Annotated in this window: 15 protein-coding genes; 8 read left to right on the plus strand and 7 right to left on the minus strand. The window is 41.8% G+C overall.

Annotation, left to right across the window (positions count from 1 at the left end; genetic code table 11):
• Window positions 1-42: 42 nt before the first annotated feature.
• From F824_RS0118930 to F824_RS0118960, 6 genes are all read right to left on the minus strand, one after another.
• On the minus strand, window positions 43-1461 hold the full coding sequence (locus F824_RS0118930; RefSeq protein WP_019599510.1) for a Glu/Leu/Phe/Val family dehydrogenase: 1419 nt from the start codon (window positions 1459-1461) through the stop codon (window positions 43-45).
• A 255-nt stretch (window positions 1462-1716) separates the two neighbouring features.
• Window positions 1717-2400 (minus strand): ABC transporter ATP-binding protein, encoded by a 684-nt coding sequence (locus F824_RS0118940; RefSeq protein ID WP_019599512.1) that lies wholly within the window; start codon window positions 2398-2400, stop codon window positions 1717-1719.
• Window positions 2401-2402: 2 nt separating this feature from the next.
• On the minus strand, window positions 2403-3662 hold the full coding sequence (locus F824_RS0118945; protein WP_019599513.1) for an ABC transporter permease: 1260 nt from the start codon (window positions 3660-3662) through the stop codon (window positions 2403-2405).
• A complete protein-coding gene (locus F824_RS0118950; protein ID WP_019599514.1) occupies window positions 3659-4744 on the minus strand; it encodes an efflux RND transporter periplasmic adaptor subunit in 1086 nt (361 codons plus the stop codon). Before F824_RS0118950 ends, F824_RS0118945 begins: the two co-directional genes overlap by 4 nt.
• 200 nt (window positions 4745-4944) lie before the next feature.
• Complete coding sequence (locus F824_RS0118955) at window positions 4945-6450, minus strand: S10 family peptidase (RefSeq protein WP_019599515.1); 1506 nt, start codon at window positions 6448-6450, stop codon at window positions 4945-4947.
• A 33-nt stretch (window positions 6451-6483) separates the two neighbouring features.
• On the minus strand, window positions 6484-7785 hold the full coding sequence (locus F824_RS0118960; RefSeq protein ID WP_019599516.1) for a metal-dependent hydrolase family protein: 1302 nt from the start codon (window positions 7783-7785) through the stop codon (window positions 6484-6486).
• 715 nt (window positions 7786-8500) lie between these two features.
• Here F824_RS0118960 and F824_RS0118975 point away from each other — a divergent pair.
• The 3 genes from F824_RS0118975 (at window position 8501) to F824_RS0118985 (ending at window position 10420) form a co-directional block, all read left to right on the plus strand.
• Window positions 8501-8848 (plus strand): single-stranded DNA-binding protein, encoded by a 348-nt coding sequence (locus F824_RS0118975; RefSeq protein WP_019599519.1) that lies wholly within the window; start codon window positions 8501-8503, stop codon window positions 8846-8848.
• Between the two features lie 225 nt (window positions 8849-9073).
• Window positions 9074-10048: a 6-phosphofructokinase gene (gene pfkA / locus F824_RS0118980; RefSeq protein ID WP_019599520.1), complete on the plus strand. Its 975-nt coding sequence runs from the start codon at window positions 9074-9076 to the stop codon at window positions 10046-10048.
• Between the two features lie 3 nt (window positions 10049-10051).
• Window positions 10052-10420, plus strand: coding sequence for a hypothetical protein (locus tag F824_RS0118985; protein ID WP_019599521.1), 369 nt, complete (start codon window positions 10052-10054; stop codon window positions 10418-10420).
• On the opposite strand, the gene miaA is transcribed toward F824_RS0118985, so the two are convergent.
• Window positions 10405-11316: a tRNA (adenosine(37)-N6)-dimethylallyltransferase MiaA gene (miaA, locus tag F824_RS0118990; protein ID WP_081625018.1), complete on the minus strand. Its 912-nt coding sequence runs from the start codon at window positions 11314-11316 to the stop codon at window positions 10405-10407. The genes F824_RS0118985 and miaA overlap by 16 nt on opposite strands.
• Window positions 11317-11370: 54 nt before the next feature.
• Between miaA and F824_RS0118995 the strand changes: the two genes are divergently transcribed.
• The 5 genes from F824_RS0118995 to F824_RS0119015 are packed head-to-tail and all read left to right on the plus strand — an operon-like array spanning window position 11371 to window position 15109.
• Window positions 11371-12117 carry a response regulator gene (locus F824_RS0118995; protein ID WP_019599523.1) on the plus strand — a complete coding sequence of 249 codons (747 nt, stop codon included), beginning with the start codon at window positions 11371-11373 and terminating at the stop codon, window positions 12115-12117.
• Window positions 12118-12120: 3 nt separating this feature from the next.
• A complete protein-coding gene (locus F824_RS0119000) occupies window positions 12121-12501 on the plus strand; it encodes a response regulator (protein ID WP_019599524.1) in 381 nt (126 codons plus the stop codon).
• A gap of 9 nt (window positions 12502-12510) precedes the next feature.
• The gene (locus F824_RS0119005) at window positions 12511-12789 is read left to right on the plus strand and encodes a hypothetical protein (RefSeq protein ID WP_019599525.1); all 279 of its coding nucleotides are present in this window, start codon (window positions 12511-12513) and stop codon (window positions 12787-12789) included.
• Window positions 12786-13550: an MBL fold metallo-hydrolase gene (locus F824_RS0119010; RefSeq protein ID WP_022582164.1), complete on the plus strand. Its 765-nt coding sequence runs from the start codon at window positions 12786-12788 to the stop codon at window positions 13548-13550. The genes F824_RS0119005 and F824_RS0119010 overlap by 4 nt, the downstream gene beginning before the upstream one ends.
• Window positions 13550-15109, plus strand: coding sequence for an NFACT RNA binding domain-containing protein (locus tag F824_RS0119015; RefSeq protein ID WP_019599528.1), 1560 nt, complete (start codon window positions 13550-13552; stop codon window positions 15107-15109). The genes F824_RS0119010 and F824_RS0119015 overlap by 1 nt, the downstream gene beginning before the upstream one ends.
• Window positions 15110-15151 lie beyond the last annotated feature (42 nt).

The following is a 15151-nucleotide window of genomic DNA, read 5'->3' on the forward strand; positions in this document are numbered from 1 at the left end:
CCAGCTCCATGATTGAACCTGGATCTATATCCCCCAGTATCCTTAAGGGAAAATCCCCAAGTCGGTATAACTGATGGCAATTCTTTCGAGTGCAAGGATAAAACCTGCTGTCCTCAAACTTTTAATGTTTTTGTCTTTGCGGGTTTTGTTCATGCTGTGGTAAGCCGCAACCATGGTGTCTTCCAGTCCAGAAATAACCAAATCCCTTTCTGAGGCACCTGAAATCAAACCTTCCTTTTCGTCATCCGTGAAACTTTCCCCTGTGGCATTTTCTATGGTAGACATCAGTTTCCTGTATTTCTCCATGTCATACCTTTTTTCCAATTTACCGAAAGAAACCCTTGAGAGATTCTTTAGCCATTCGAAATAAGAAACGGTTACACCGCCAGCATTGAGATACATGTCGGGAATGACCATTACCCCATTTTCCAAAAGGATATTGGAAGCTTCTTGTGTGACAGGTCCGTTGGCCGCTTCGCCGACGATTTTTGCCTGGATTTTAGATGCATTTTCTTTGGTAATCTGATTTTCCAAAGCTGCTGGCACCAAAATATCACATGGATAAATCAGGAGTTCTTTGCTTTCTTTTATAAATTCTCCTCTGGAATACCCCTTAAAACCCTTGTTTTTTGTTTGGTATTCTTTGAGGGATTTCACATCGATTCCTGCCTCATCCCATATCCCCCCATTCCATTCTGCGACACCGACTATTTTGGCACCTGCTTCCCGCAAATACAGCGCTGAATGGTATCCTACGTTTCCAAAACCCTGGATGATGATATTTTTACCCTTTAGCCCCGTTGTCAATCCTAGCTCTTTCATGTCTTCCTCCACTCCAACGGCTTCTCGGATACCGATATATACCCCCATACCGGTGGCTTCGTTTCTTCCCTCAATTCCATGTTGGGAAAGTGGTTTACCGGTCACGCAGCCTTTGGCATTGATCAATTCCGGATTGAAAGCTTCGAAAGTATCGACGATCCAAGCCATTTCCCTAGCACCTGTTCCATAATCGGGTGCGGGCACGTCAATGGCAGGACCTATAAATTTCTTTTTGATCAATTCCGAGGTATATCTTCTGGTGATCCGCTCCAATTGGTTGGCATTGTATTTCAAGGGGTCCATGCGTACCCCTCCTTTTGCTCCACCAAAAGGGATATTGACCAGCGCACATTTATAGGTCATCAAGGCTGCCAATCCTTTGACTTCATCCTCATTGACATGCTCACTGTATCGGATTCCTCCTTTTACAGGAAGTTTGTGATGGGAATGTTGAATCCGATAACCTGTAAGGGTTTCATAGGTTCCGTCATCATTGCGAAGTGGGAAATTAAACTTGTAAATGCTATTGCATTGCTTGATTTGATTCAAAAGGCCGGGGTGTAAATCCATGTGTCTGGCAGCCTCATCCACAAAACCACATACATCATCAAATAAGCTATACTCGGTTTTTTTGGTCATAAAAATATTCGTTTAGATTAAACGTGAATTTACTAATCATTCTCTTCAATACGAATTTTATGGTAGATTGATATTTTTTTTAACCCCTTCCAATTGGCCTTCAATCAAAAAAAATATGGACATGTAGATCAGAAGTATTTATTCACCCATTCCAACAACCAAAAAACAGAATATTATTTTGTGTTTTGGGCCGAATATCGTGTTAAAACTTAAACCAAAAAAATGAAAATCAATATATACCCTCCTTGATTAGTTTTACTGGCGTATAATTCTTCCATCCTCCATCTCGATGATTCTGTCTGTTGCTGCGGCGAAATCTTGATCATGTGTGACAATCAAGAGCGTCTGATGAAACTCCTGGGTCAATTCCTTGAAAATACTGAATACGATATCTCCATTTTTTTTATCCAAATTTCCAGAAGGTTCGTCTCCCATAATGATCAAAGGGTCATTGATCAGTGCCCGAGTGATGGCTACACGCTGCTTCTCCCCGCCCGAAAGTTGATTGGCCTTTTTCAATGCATGCCCTTGCATCCCAAAAATCTTCAGCTTTTCCATCGCCCGATGTTCCAATTCCTCTCTGGAATATTTCCCAAGTTTCAGCCCGGGGATCATCACGTTTTCCAACACGGAAAATTCATTCAACAAATAATGGAATTGAAAAACAAACCCTATCTTTTCATTTCTGATTTTCGAATGGTATTTTTGAGACTTGGTGTTCATCTCTTCCCGATCGATAAAAAGTGCCCCCTCATAATCCGTATCCATGGTGGAAAGAATATAGAGCAATGTGGACTTCCCACAGCCCGACTTCCCAACCACAGACACGAATTCTCCCTTTGAAATCTGAAAAGTCACCTCCTTTAAGACCTGCGTTTTTTCGGGACTGAAGAAATACTTATTGATTCCTTTGGCTTCAAGTACGATCTCTCCTTTCATGATTATTTGCCTCTGATGATGTCTACGGGATCGACTGAACTGGCTTTTCTTGCGGGAAAATAACCTGCAAAATAAGTAGTCACCAAGCCAAAAACCCCGCCGATTAGGTAATATTTTGGATTAAAATCAACAGGAAAAGTCTTAATGGTCGGCAACGCTTCTGTTTCAAAAGGAATCCTTTCGATGCCCAAACCTGCCAAAAACCCCAAGATCAAACCTGCGCCTCCCCCTACAAAGCCTATAGTCAAGGCAATCGCGATAAATATATTGTTCACATCCCTCCCCGAAAAACCGATTGCCTTTAGAATGGCTATCGTATCCATTTTCTCATATATCATCATGTTCAGGATATTGTAAATCCCAAATCCAGAGACGATCAACAGGGTGATTCCAACTGCATAGCTGATCAATGTCCTGATCCTTGTGCCTGTTTCAAATTGCGCATTGACAGTCTGGATATCATCCGCATCGATGCCAAAAACATCTCGATATTCCCTGGCCATGGAAGGAGCTAAAGCCAAGTCCTTTAGCTTCACCTGAACATCCGTAATATAGGAAGCTGTTTCGCCCAACATTTTTTGGGTCGTTGCGATGGAAGCATAACTTTGGACATTATCCAGATCTCCCAATCCTGATTGATAGTAGCCAACCACCTTTAATTGTATTCTGTTGCCTTGGGCGGTAGTGGCTTGGATGACATCTCCGATTTCGGCCATCATTCTATCGGCAGCTCCTTTCCCCAAAATAATGCTGTTTGCCGTGTTTTTTAGATCAATGTAATTTCCTGCCGTGACGTAATCCTGAAAGAAGAAAAGATCGGCTTCAGCTTCGACGTCAATTCCATTGATTACACCTGTAATGTTGATGGTGCCAACATTGTAAAAAACCTGTGCTGATATTTTTGGGGCTACCCCCAAAACCCGGGGATCCTCCTGGAGCGTCTTGACAATGGCTTCATTGTTATGGATACTGATGCGACTGGCACTGGGTTTTATCGACCGAATAATATTATAGTAATCCCCAAATTCCTCGGATTGGTCTATGGGTTGATTCGGGTTGGGTTTGACTTCATTGTAAAACCGGATATGGGGAGTTCTATTCAATATCAACCCGTCAAGCATGGTATTCAATCCATTCATAAACCCCAGCAATGCCACGAACATGGTAAGACTGAAGGTCACCCCTACTGCAGCTACCGTAGTTTGCTTCAACCTCGCCAACATCAGCGATTTTGCGATTTCCAATGTAAGAGAAATTTTCATTTTTCCACCTTGATTACTTGGTCATTCTCTCCCAAACCTTCCAGGATTTCCGCCTTCTGAAAATCCCTGAGCCCCAATACCACCGCAACGGTATCCCCATCTGACTTGATCGCGTAACGGTCCCGATAAATATAACTCCTGGGCAGCGTGAGTGCATTTTCTTTGGATTGGATCAATATATTTGCCTCAAGGGTAAGGTTCGGGTAAAGCACCGCTGGCTTTCTGACGAATTTCCCCTCAACTGTGAAACTTTTGCTGTTTTGATCCATAAGGGGATTGATTTGACTGATCATTGCCTCAAATGTTTCCCCACGGTAACTGTCCATACTGACAAGGATCTTTTGGCCGACTGCCACTTTCACGATATCATATTCATCCACCTGCATTTCGATAACAAATTCCCGATCACTCCCAATCACCGCCAAAGGGGTTTGAATCCCCACCATTTCCCCCTTTTCTCGGAGTAGGGCATAAATTCTACCCTTGACCTTGCTTCTCAAAATAAAATCACTTTCAAGCACTTTGGATATTGCCAAGTTTTTTGATGCGTTTTTATCATTGAAATCAATCTGCCTCTCTTGGTCCTCGTATCTTAGCAATGAAGATTGATATGCGGTTTGGCTATTGTCAAATGCTAACTTTCGTTGCTCTAGCTCTATCAAAGACCCAATGCCCCTTTCATGAAGCCGCTGCTGTCGAACCCACAGAAGCGAATCATTCTGCAGCCTGTTTTTGGCGAGTTGGATATTGATTTCCAAATCCTTCAATTTAGATTGGTTGGTTTTTCGATCTGCAAATAGCCTTGCCAATTCGGCATTTTCCCGATTTAGCTTGGCTGATTCGTTATAAATGGCAAGGATTGGAGTACCAACATCCACGCTATCCCCTTCCCGCACGAATATTTCTTGGATCAATCCACTTGCATTGGCATAAGCCTGATATTGGTTTTGGCTTCGAACAATTCCAGATGCATAAACGGATTCAGAAATATGTTCTCTCTTGGGATTGGTTTTCTGGGAGGAATTTCCACAGGACGATAAGAGAAAAATCAACAAAAAACAGGAAACTAGTGTCGGTTTCATGGGTTTTTAGTTTTACCAAAAATAATCTTAACCGTCACTAAAGTACAAGTTTTTCATGTCTAAATTGGCATTCCTCCAGAAAAATAACAGCAAGATATTGCCGATCAAAACAAATTAAACCCATCACAAAAGCAAAAATTAATTTCTGCTTTTGTGATGGGTTGAGGAATATGGATTGAAGAATTAAAGAATCAAAACGATTATTTTGAGGTATCCTTGATGAAATCCGCAAGATCTTTTTTGAATTTGACAAGTGAAGGCAAGTGGGTATACATCATGTGTCCCGCTTCATAATACGTCATGGTGATATTGTCCCTGATTTCAGGTCTCAGACCCAGATGGTCAATGGAGTTTTCCACCCCATAAAATACCGTCGCCAAATCATAATACCCGTTCATGATCAATACTTTTACATTTGGATCCTTGTTCATTGCCGAAGCCATATCGATACCGGTGTTGATGGCTGTCTGGGTACCCCAACCCATATTTCCGGCATGGCTCCAATCCCATTTGAATCCCGGTGAGGAATAGGCTGAGGTCTTGTAATTCAATTTTTTGCTTACGCCAAGTTCCCGGTGGAAGTAATCCAGAAAACCCGTGGTATATGCCGAAGAGATCGCATCGCTTTGTGGATCGGTCGTACTTGATTGATTGAGTAAGTTTTCATTGATCCCAACAAACCTTGAATCCAAGCGACCAACGGTCTTCCCTTCTTCCCGCATCAATTCATTGAAAAACTCCTCTGCTTTCACCCTGAGGTCTGCCTTCATCCAATACTCTTTGCTCAGACCGGTGTATTGCCCGAGCTTTTGTGCCATTTTGGCTTTATCCTCCAAAGAGAGTCTGCTGCCTCTGTAGAGTGCCGGCATGTACTCCTCTTCCGTAAATTTTCTCAATTCCTCGACAAAAGATTCCAAATCCGGATTTTTGTTTTCCAGTTTGTCATGGTACCAAGCCGTGGTGGCATAAGATGGAAAATGAACAAGGTAAGGGGTATCATCTCCAACAGGAAATGTCAGTGTCCTCAAATCAAAAACGGAAGACACCATCACTACGCCATTCAGCGCAATGCCTTTGTCCAACAAACTACTCATCACCCCGGCATTCCGGAAAGTACCATAACTTTCCCCTAACAAATACTTGGGAGATTGGAATCTGTCATATTCCTTTAGGAACTGGACAATAAAGAGAGAAATAGACCTGATGTCTTGATCCACTCCCCAGAAATCCTCGCCTTTTGCTTTGCCTATGGGAATACTCAATCCTGTACCCACTGGATCGATCATGACGACATCAGCCATATCAAGGATGGAGTATTCGTTGTTCACCACAGTATAGGGAGCGGCTTTGGTATAATCCGGATCATTGACAACGACCCTTTTGGGCCCCATTACTCCCATGTGTAACCAGTACGAAGAGGATCCAGGGCCTCCATTGTAAGAAAATATGATTGGCCGTTTGGAAGGCCCCTCCTCTTTGAAATAACTGGTAAAACCAAATAAGGCAATGGGCTCATTGTTTTCATCCCGAAGTTGTAGGGTTCCAGCCTTGGTTTTCAGGCTATGCGTTGTGCCCTCTATTTTCACATTTTGGATGGAAGAAAAAATTTCTCCTTGGGGAATGGTTTCCGGTGTTTTTTCTTGGGCAAATGAAAATGTAAATGTCAGGCAAATCGCCAGTATCGATAAAGAAATTTGTTTTTTCATGATGCAGTGTTTCTGTTTTGCGTCTTCATATTATCAATTCATGCCCATAGACGGCACATGTTTATAAACTTTCCCTTCTTTCATTACAAAAACCACATCTTTCATGACCTTGATGTCCTTTTCAGGATCTCCTGAGACGGCGATGATATCCGCAAATTTCCCTGATTCCAAGACACCAATTTTGTTTTCCATGCCCAATAGTTCCGCGCCACGTAGGGTTGCGGTTTGGATGGCTTCCAGGTTTGGCATGCCTACCTCCGTCATGTAAATAAATTCTCTGTAGTTTTCCCCATGAGGAAAAACACCGGCATCTGTTCCAAAAGCGATTTTCACACCTCTCTTATAAGCCTTTCCGAACGTAGTTTGAATTTGGGCTCCGATGGCTTCGGCCTTTGCTTTGACCGGAGCGGGATAGTAGCCCGGTATTCTGGCATATTCAGCCACGGACATCCCTGCGGTGATGGTAGGCACATACCAAGTACCTGCTTTTATCATCATGTCCATCGTTTTTTCTGACATCAATGTACCGTGTTCGATGGAGTGAATCCCTCCAATCACGGATCGCTGCATGCCCTCATCACCATGTGCATGAGCAGCGACATGGATCCCAAAATCCCTGGCGGTCTCTATCACAGCATTCAATTCATCTTGTTGGAATTGAGGAGCGGAACCATCTTTGGCCACACTCAATACTCCACCCGTGGCGGTTATCTTGATGACATCTGAGCCGTTTTTTACTTGTTGGCGAACTGCTTTCCTTGCGTCTGCAACGCCATTGATCACCCCGACTTCCGGCCCGGGGTCACCCATCAAGTCTCTCCTGACACCATTGGTGGGATCCGCGTGGCCGCCGGTGGGTGCGATTGATTTTCCTGCGGTGATGATCCTGGGACCGTCCACTTTTCCGGCAGCAATCGCATCCCTAAGGGAGATATTTACCCCTGATCCACCCATGTCTCTGACAGTGGTAAAACCAGCCATGAGGGTAGTCTTGGCATAGACCAGGGAATTGAAGGCCACGTCCGCTTCGTTGTTGGTAAATCTTTCCATGTACTGGCGAGGGCCTGTCTGTCCTTCCACATGAATATGCATGTCCATCAGCCCCGGCATTACTGTAGCGGATTTCAGGTCAATGATTTGATCTTCATCCGTTCCCTTTTGATATCCTTTAGCGACCGAAACGATCATCTCCCCCTCCACAACGATCGTCATTTCGGACAAGGTTTTGTTATTCCTGACATCTATCAACTTCCCAGCCTGTATATAGGTTTTTTGGGCAAACAAGTTTCCGCAGACTAATGCCAAAACAGCAGTTCCGTAAAATATTCTTTTCATTTTTATTTGGTTTTTATTGACGAAACAATCTATTAAAAAAAAACGATGAATGCGGCACGGAATGGCTTGGATCAAAAACAATGATGACTTTTGAGTTGATTTTTTTTCTTGGCATCTGCAAAACGAAAAACCCAATCCCACTATCGGAAACAATTGGATCCATCCTGGAAATCACATCCCCGATTGATTTTGTCAAGCTCCTACTTTTTGAACTGATCAGAAAGGGAGTTTTGAATTTTACAATCACTAATTAAACCCGTACTGTACATTCCCATTTCTCTTCCAGCCTACAATTCCTAATAATCATGGAGTTGTCTGTGATTTTTGTTTTCACACTATCAGTAATATGTATTACTCCCTACTTGGTTTAACCCGTTTTATGCAAGACGAACTCAATTCAAGATTTTAATTGAATCATAATCAATTAGGTGTTGATTATTTTTGACTTCACCTTATAGGTGTCAGAAAATAGTCTCATAATATTCTGATTTTCTTGCAGTTTAACTCCTTTTGAACCAAATGCATATTACGTTACAGGTTAAGTCCTGCGTCCCAATATTATCTCCCAAAACACATCCTATCCATTTTAAACGTTTATAAACGACTATAAGCGAAAAGCAACCGACTCTCTGGTTTTTGGCTCCCCATCTTTGTTCCGTTGCTTGAATGAAAGAAGCAAGTTTCCAATTCATCTATAACCATAATTTAAAAAAACATGAACAAATTGAGAAACCGGGTACAATTGATCGGGAGATTGGGTGCCAAAGCAGATGTAAAACATCTTGAAAGTGGAAAGATCGTGGCAAACTTTAATTTGGCCACCAATGAGGTGTATTACAATGCCAAGGGAGAGAAAGTGGAGGAGACCACTTGGCACCAACTGGTGGCTTGGGGAAAAACGGCCGAAACCATAGAAAAATACACCGACAAGGGATCAGAAATCGCCATCGATGGGAAATTGACCAATCGCTCTTATACAGATAAGGATGGGGTGAAAAAATATGTAACCGAAGTAAATGTTGATGAGGTGCTTCTCCTTGGAGAAAAGGTGGTAAGTGTCTAATTTATAATAAAAAAGGGTGTTTGTTGATGAAGGCAGACACCTTTTTTGGATCTTTTCCCCAAATCACAGCAAGGAGTAAATCTCTTTTTGATTCACGGTTTCTTGTCCTTCATCAGTCCTTATTTTGAGTTTATATATACGATTGGCATCCAAAAGATTTCTAGGTTTTTTAACAATTGAAGGCAATTATGAGTATTTTTGACCTCGCAAAAAACCTATTAAACAATGAAAAAAATAGCAGTTTTTACATCTGGAGGTGATGCTCCCGGTATGAATGCCTGTATTCGCGCCGTGGTCAGAACCTCGATTTTTTACGGACTGGAGATCTATGGAATCAGCTATGGTTTCGATGGCATGATTAAGGGTGGGTTCAAAAGAATGCAATCCAATTCCGTCAGCAATATCGTCCAAAGAGGTGGAACAATCCTCAAATCTGCAAGAAGTGAAGAGTTCATGACCAAAGAAGGTCGTCAAAAAGCTTATGATCAATTAAAGGAGCATGAGATAGAGGGGGTCGTGGCCATAGGAGGAGACGGCACGTTTACCGGTGCAAAGGTGTTTTTTGAAGAATTCGGAATCCCCATCATTGGTTGCCCTGGCACCATTGACAATGACATCTATGGCACGGATTATACCATCGGTTTTGACACAGCAGTCAACACAGCGCTGGAAGCCATCGACAAAATCAGGGACACGGCTGCGGCCCATGACCGGATTTTCTTTGTCGAAGTGATGGGTCGAGACAGTGGCTATATAGCCGTAGAGTGTGGCATCGGCGGTGGAGCAGAATTTGTATTTGTCCCTGAAACCGAAACGGATCTGAAAAAAGTGGTGAAATCTCTAAAAAGCCTGAGAAAGTCCAAATCGTCCAGTCTTATCGTGGTTGCTGAAGGCGATGAAGAAGGCACTGCCGAGTACATCATGGAAAAAGTGAAAGGAAAGCTAAACGATGCCGATAAAGAATTCAAAGTAACCACACTGGGTCATATCCAAAGAGGCGGGAACCCTACGGCCAGAGACAGGGTATTGGCTTCCCGTTGCGGAATGGCGGCAGTTGACGGTCTCATTGCGGGTAAATCCAACTGCATGGCGGGAGTTGTCAATGGAGATGTCATCTACACCCCTTTCGAGGATTGTATTGGCAAAACCAAACCACTAAAAGAAGACCATTTGAAACTGATTGAAATACTTAGTATATAAAAAATGGGGTTTATACCGATATTCATTACTCTTGGTGGTGCAGTGATGCTTTTTATGATGGTGGTCAACATGACCTTGAAAACCAAAAAAAACCAGGTGTTCAACCTGCAGGCCAAGGTTCTGGAGGAATTGCAAAAAATCGGGGAGCAAGGAAAGATGAACTTGAAGCTTGACCCCAATGATACAACAGCGCTGAAAGCCGTCTATATCCAAGTAAAAAACAATTTGGGAGAAAAGGATAAAGCAATTTTTGAAAAGGAAATCAAAAAACCTTTCCAAACCGCCAAACTCATCAAATCCCAATACAACGAACTCCTGAAAAGAAAACCCTATAGCATTGTAGCCAGGTTACTGGGCTACAATGCTATATGATTTCGGATTAAATTTTGGATTTCCAGATATTGGTCTGGGTGAAACCAATGTATTTGTTCATCCTTTTTGAACCAGGTCAATTGCCTTTTGGCATACCTTCTTGAATTTCTCTTTAAAAGCCTGACCGCTTCTTCTTTGTCGTATTCCCCTTCGATATACCCAAAAATCTCGGAATATCCCACAGTTTGCAGGGCATTGAGGTGCCTGAAGGGATAAAGTCCTTCTGCCTCCTCAAAAAGCCCTTTTTCAATCATTTGATCCATTCTCAAATTGATCCTGGTATAAAGTTCCTCCCTGTCTCTTTTCAATCCTATTTTGATAATTCCAAAAGGCCTAGGTTGTATTTTCTTTTCCCGAAAAGCACTGAAAGGCTTGCCCGTTCCCCTAAAAACTTCCAAAGCCCTCATTAATCGCTGGGGATTTTGAAGATCAACGGTTCGATAATACTCCGGATCACAGTTCAAAAGTTCTCTTTGAAGAGGTTCGATGCCTTCCGATTCAAAACTTTGGATCAATTCCCTGCGGATGTTTGGATCTACCGCATCAATATCATCAAATCCTTTACAAATGGCATCGACATATAGTCCTGAACCTCCCGTCATCACGACCAAATCGTGGCTTTCAAATAAGGTCTCCAAAAGAAAAAGTGTATCCCGCTCAAATTTTTTCACATCATACTCCTCGTGGATGGAGAGGGTATTGATAAAATGATGTCGGGCCATTTTCAGCTCTTCAGCAGAAGGCTTCGCTGTTCCCAATTCCATTTCTCTAAAAAATTGCCTACTATCTGAAGATATAATTTCAGTTTTGAAATTTTTAGCTAAATTAAGGCATAATTCAGTTTTCCCGACAGCCGTGGGACCTACGATTACCAATAGATGTTTATTTTTCTTCACTAAAATTAGGTCAAAATCCTACTTATTGAATGGCCTCAAAAATACCAATAAAACATGACGAAAAACAAAAAGGTATTGATCGTGGACGATAATGCTTTGAATAGAAAAGTTTTCGAACACATCATTGGGCAAGTTTATTTTTATGAGACCGCCGAAAATGGGGTCGAAGCGATAGAGAAGGTAAAGGAAGGAGATTTTGACCTTATCCTGATGGATATTCAAATGCCTTTACTTGACGGCATTAGTGCTTTGAAAATAATAAAAGCGGAACAACTCACCAACAGTCCAGTCATTGCCATATCCGCCTATGCAAGCACAGCAGACCGCGACTATTTTCTTTCTGCTGGATTCGATGATTTTATTGCAAAACCGATAACACCAAGACAACTTTTGGAAACCATCGAAAACAATATCTTAAAAAACGGCTTTACTTTTGAAGACAGCCAAGGATTTGACGAGGACCTCATTTTGGATGAAACCGTAATCAACCAATTGATGAAGTACAATACCCTAGAAAACATCAAAACCGTTTACCAAGATTTTTTGGACGAATCCTTTCGTTTGCTTACAGAAATCGACTTGTTAATAAAGGAAGAAAATTATCCAGAAATAGGGGAAAAAATACACATTATGAAAGGAAATTCAGGTACTTTGGGAGCGATGAAGATTTTTAATTTCACCAAAGCATTTGAGAAAAACATAAAAACCACCAATTTTGACAATATCTTTAGGGAATATTTAATTTTGGAAGGGCTCATCACTAGTTTTCAAGAACACCTCCAAGCAAAAAAAATGATTTGATCCATGACGGAAAGTAAGAAAATATTGGTCGCTGAAGACAGTTCAGTGATTATCAACCTCACCAAGAATGTGTTGCTGTTTGAAAACTATTCCATTGCAGCAGTAAAAAACGGAAAGCAGGTTTTGGAAAAACTGGCCAATGAAGATTTTGATTTGATCCTGATGGACATCAACATGCCAGTGATGGATGGAATCGAATGCACAAAAGCCATTCGGGAACTTGAAGATCCAAAAAAGGCAAGCGTCCCCATTGTGGCAATCACCGGGAATTATAAAAACTATACACTGGATGATTTCAAAAAAGCAGGCTTGAATGATTATGTCCAAAAACCTTTGGATTACGATTATTTATTGGCCACAGTAAGAAAACATCTTGAAAAGTAATATTTCTCCATGACCATAAAGTTCACAAAACATTTTCTGGAAAAACTCGAAAACCTTTTCGCAGCTTCGGATTATATTTTGAGGTACGAAAAGGGAAGTTTCAAATCCGGGTATTGTATTCTAAATGATAGCAAAATCGTCATCATCAACAGGTATTATACCCTTGAGGGAAAAATCAACACCTTATTGGAAATCGTGAAAGAACTGAATTTCAATCCAAAGGATTTTGTGGACAAAAAAAACCAAGATCTTCTTTCAGAACTCCAACAAACCGAATTGAAACTTTGAAGGTAACATTTTTAGGGACAGGAACTTCCCAAGGCGTCCCAGTGATCGGCTGTGATTGCCCGGTTTGCAGCTCTTTGGATTTTAGAGATAAAAGGTTCAGAACAGCCATTCACCTTGACATTGATGGGAAAAGTATTGTCATAGACACTGGCCCGGATTTCAGACAACAAATGCTTCGGGAAAAAATCAGCAGCCTGGACGCCATTCTTTACACCCATCAACACAAAGACCATACAGCAGGATTGGACGATATACGTCCATATAATTTTTCTCAGAAAAAGGACATCCCCATCTACGGCACCAAGGAGGTATTGGAACAGATAAAAATGGAATTCTCCTACATCTTTCAGGAAGTAAAATACCCTGGAGTTCCAGCTGTCATTCCCAATGAAATCACCAAATCTCCATTTGTGGCGGAGGGAATATCGGTGATCCCTATAGAAGTACTCCATTACAGATTGCCTGTATTGGGATTTCGATTCAAGGATTTCACCTATATCACGGATGCTAGTTTTATTTCGGAGAAAGAGATGCGAAAAATAAAAGGGACCAAAGTATTGGTTCTCAATGCCCTTCAGAAAGAATACCATATTTCCCACTTCACACTGGAAAAAGCCATCGAAATGGTAAATATCATCAAACCGGAGAGGGCATTTTTCACCCACATTAGTCACAAACTCGGAAACCATAAAGAAGTCGAAGACAATCTTCCCGAAAACATCAAGCTTGCGTTTGATGGGCTAAAAATCCATATTGACTGATGCACTTCAATTTTCACTTTCTCAAATTTCTATGTCCAGCCCTCGAAGAGCGGTATCAGGGAATGGAAATCACCTCTTGCTTTTCACAAAACAAGAATGAGCTGATCATTGCCTGCAAAAAGGAGGAAGAAGGTTTTTATATTCGTGCGAATCTTTTGCCTTCGATTTCATGCTTGGGATTCCCAGATGATTTCAAAAGAGGCAAAAGAAATACCATTTCTTTATTCCCAGATCTCATCGGTCAGGTGATCCATTCCGTTCAGGTTGTGAATTTCGAAAGAGCTTTTATTATCGAACTTGAGAGTGGAGACAAGCTTTTGTTCAAACTTCACGGCACCCGTAGCAATGTTCTTTTTTACAAAATCGGGGAAGACCTCCCTAGTATTTTGTTCAGAAACGATTTGAGAGTGGACAGGGAGATTTCACTTTCCGAATTCCCGAAAAACTTTGATTTGGGAAATTCGAGATTTGAAAGTTTAGAGGGAAATGCCTCCCAGTTTTTGCCGACATTGGGAAAAATCCCAAGGGAATGGCTACAGTCACATGGCTATATCGATGCCGATCTTGAAGTGAAGTGGGCATTGATGCAGGAATTATTGGACATGTTGGAAAGTCCTTTGTTTACGATCACCAAACGTGGAAAAGAGCATGTTTTAAGTTTATTACCGGAAGAAAACCCGATTTTCCAGACCGAAGATCCCATCCACGCATGCAATGCACTTTTTGGTTATTTGGTGGTTGTCCAAGCCTTTGATAAGGAAAAAAGCCATTGGCAAAAAATCTTTGAAGACCAGAGAAAAAAATCCATTGGGTACATTCAAAAAACCTCTCAAAAACTGGAGGATTTGATCAATGAAATCAGCCCTGCCCAGATCGCAGATGTGATCATGGCGAACCTTCACCAAATCGCTCCCAATCAAGAGGAAGTGCAGCTTTTCAATTTCTACACAGAAAAAGAGGAAACCATCAGGCTGAAAAGGGGGCAATCCCCGCAGAAGTTTGCAGAAAATCTATATCGCAAATCCAAAAACCGAAAAATAGAAATCAACCAACTTCATGAAAATCTGGAAGGGAAGCAATCCCTGGTAGAAAATCTTGACCTGATGCTTTCCGAAATCAGTCCAATCAAAGAGTTCCGGGGACTGAGGGATTTCATAAAGAAACACAATCTGGTTGCACAGGAAAAAGAAAGCCAAGAACAAGTCCCTTTTAAACGATTCGATGTAGAGGGTTTTGAGGTCTTGGTCGGCAAGTCTGCTAAAGGAAATGATGAAATGCTCCGCAATTATGCCTGGAAAGAGGACCTTTGGCTGCATGCGAAAGATGTTTCTGGTTCTCATGTGCTCATAAAATTCAAATCGGGTATCCAATTCCCGAAATCGGTTATCGAGAGAGCAGCTGAACTGGCTGCCTATTACTCCAAAAACAAGAATGAGAGCTTGTCTGCGGTTATTTATACCCCTTCAAAGTATGTGAGGAAGGTAAAAGGTTCCGCACCTGGAGCTGTGATGGTGGCCAAGGAAAACATTCTCCTTGTTCCACCTAAAGGACCTTCCTAAATTTTTGTTTTATTAAATCCGAATTATGCCCACGCAATTCTA

It is taken from the genome of Rhodonellum psychrophilum GCM71 = DSM 17998 (genome assembly GCF_000381545.1).
Lineage (GTDB): Bacteria > Bacteroidota > Bacteroidia > Cytophagales > Cyclobacteriaceae > Rhodonellum > Rhodonellum psychrophilum.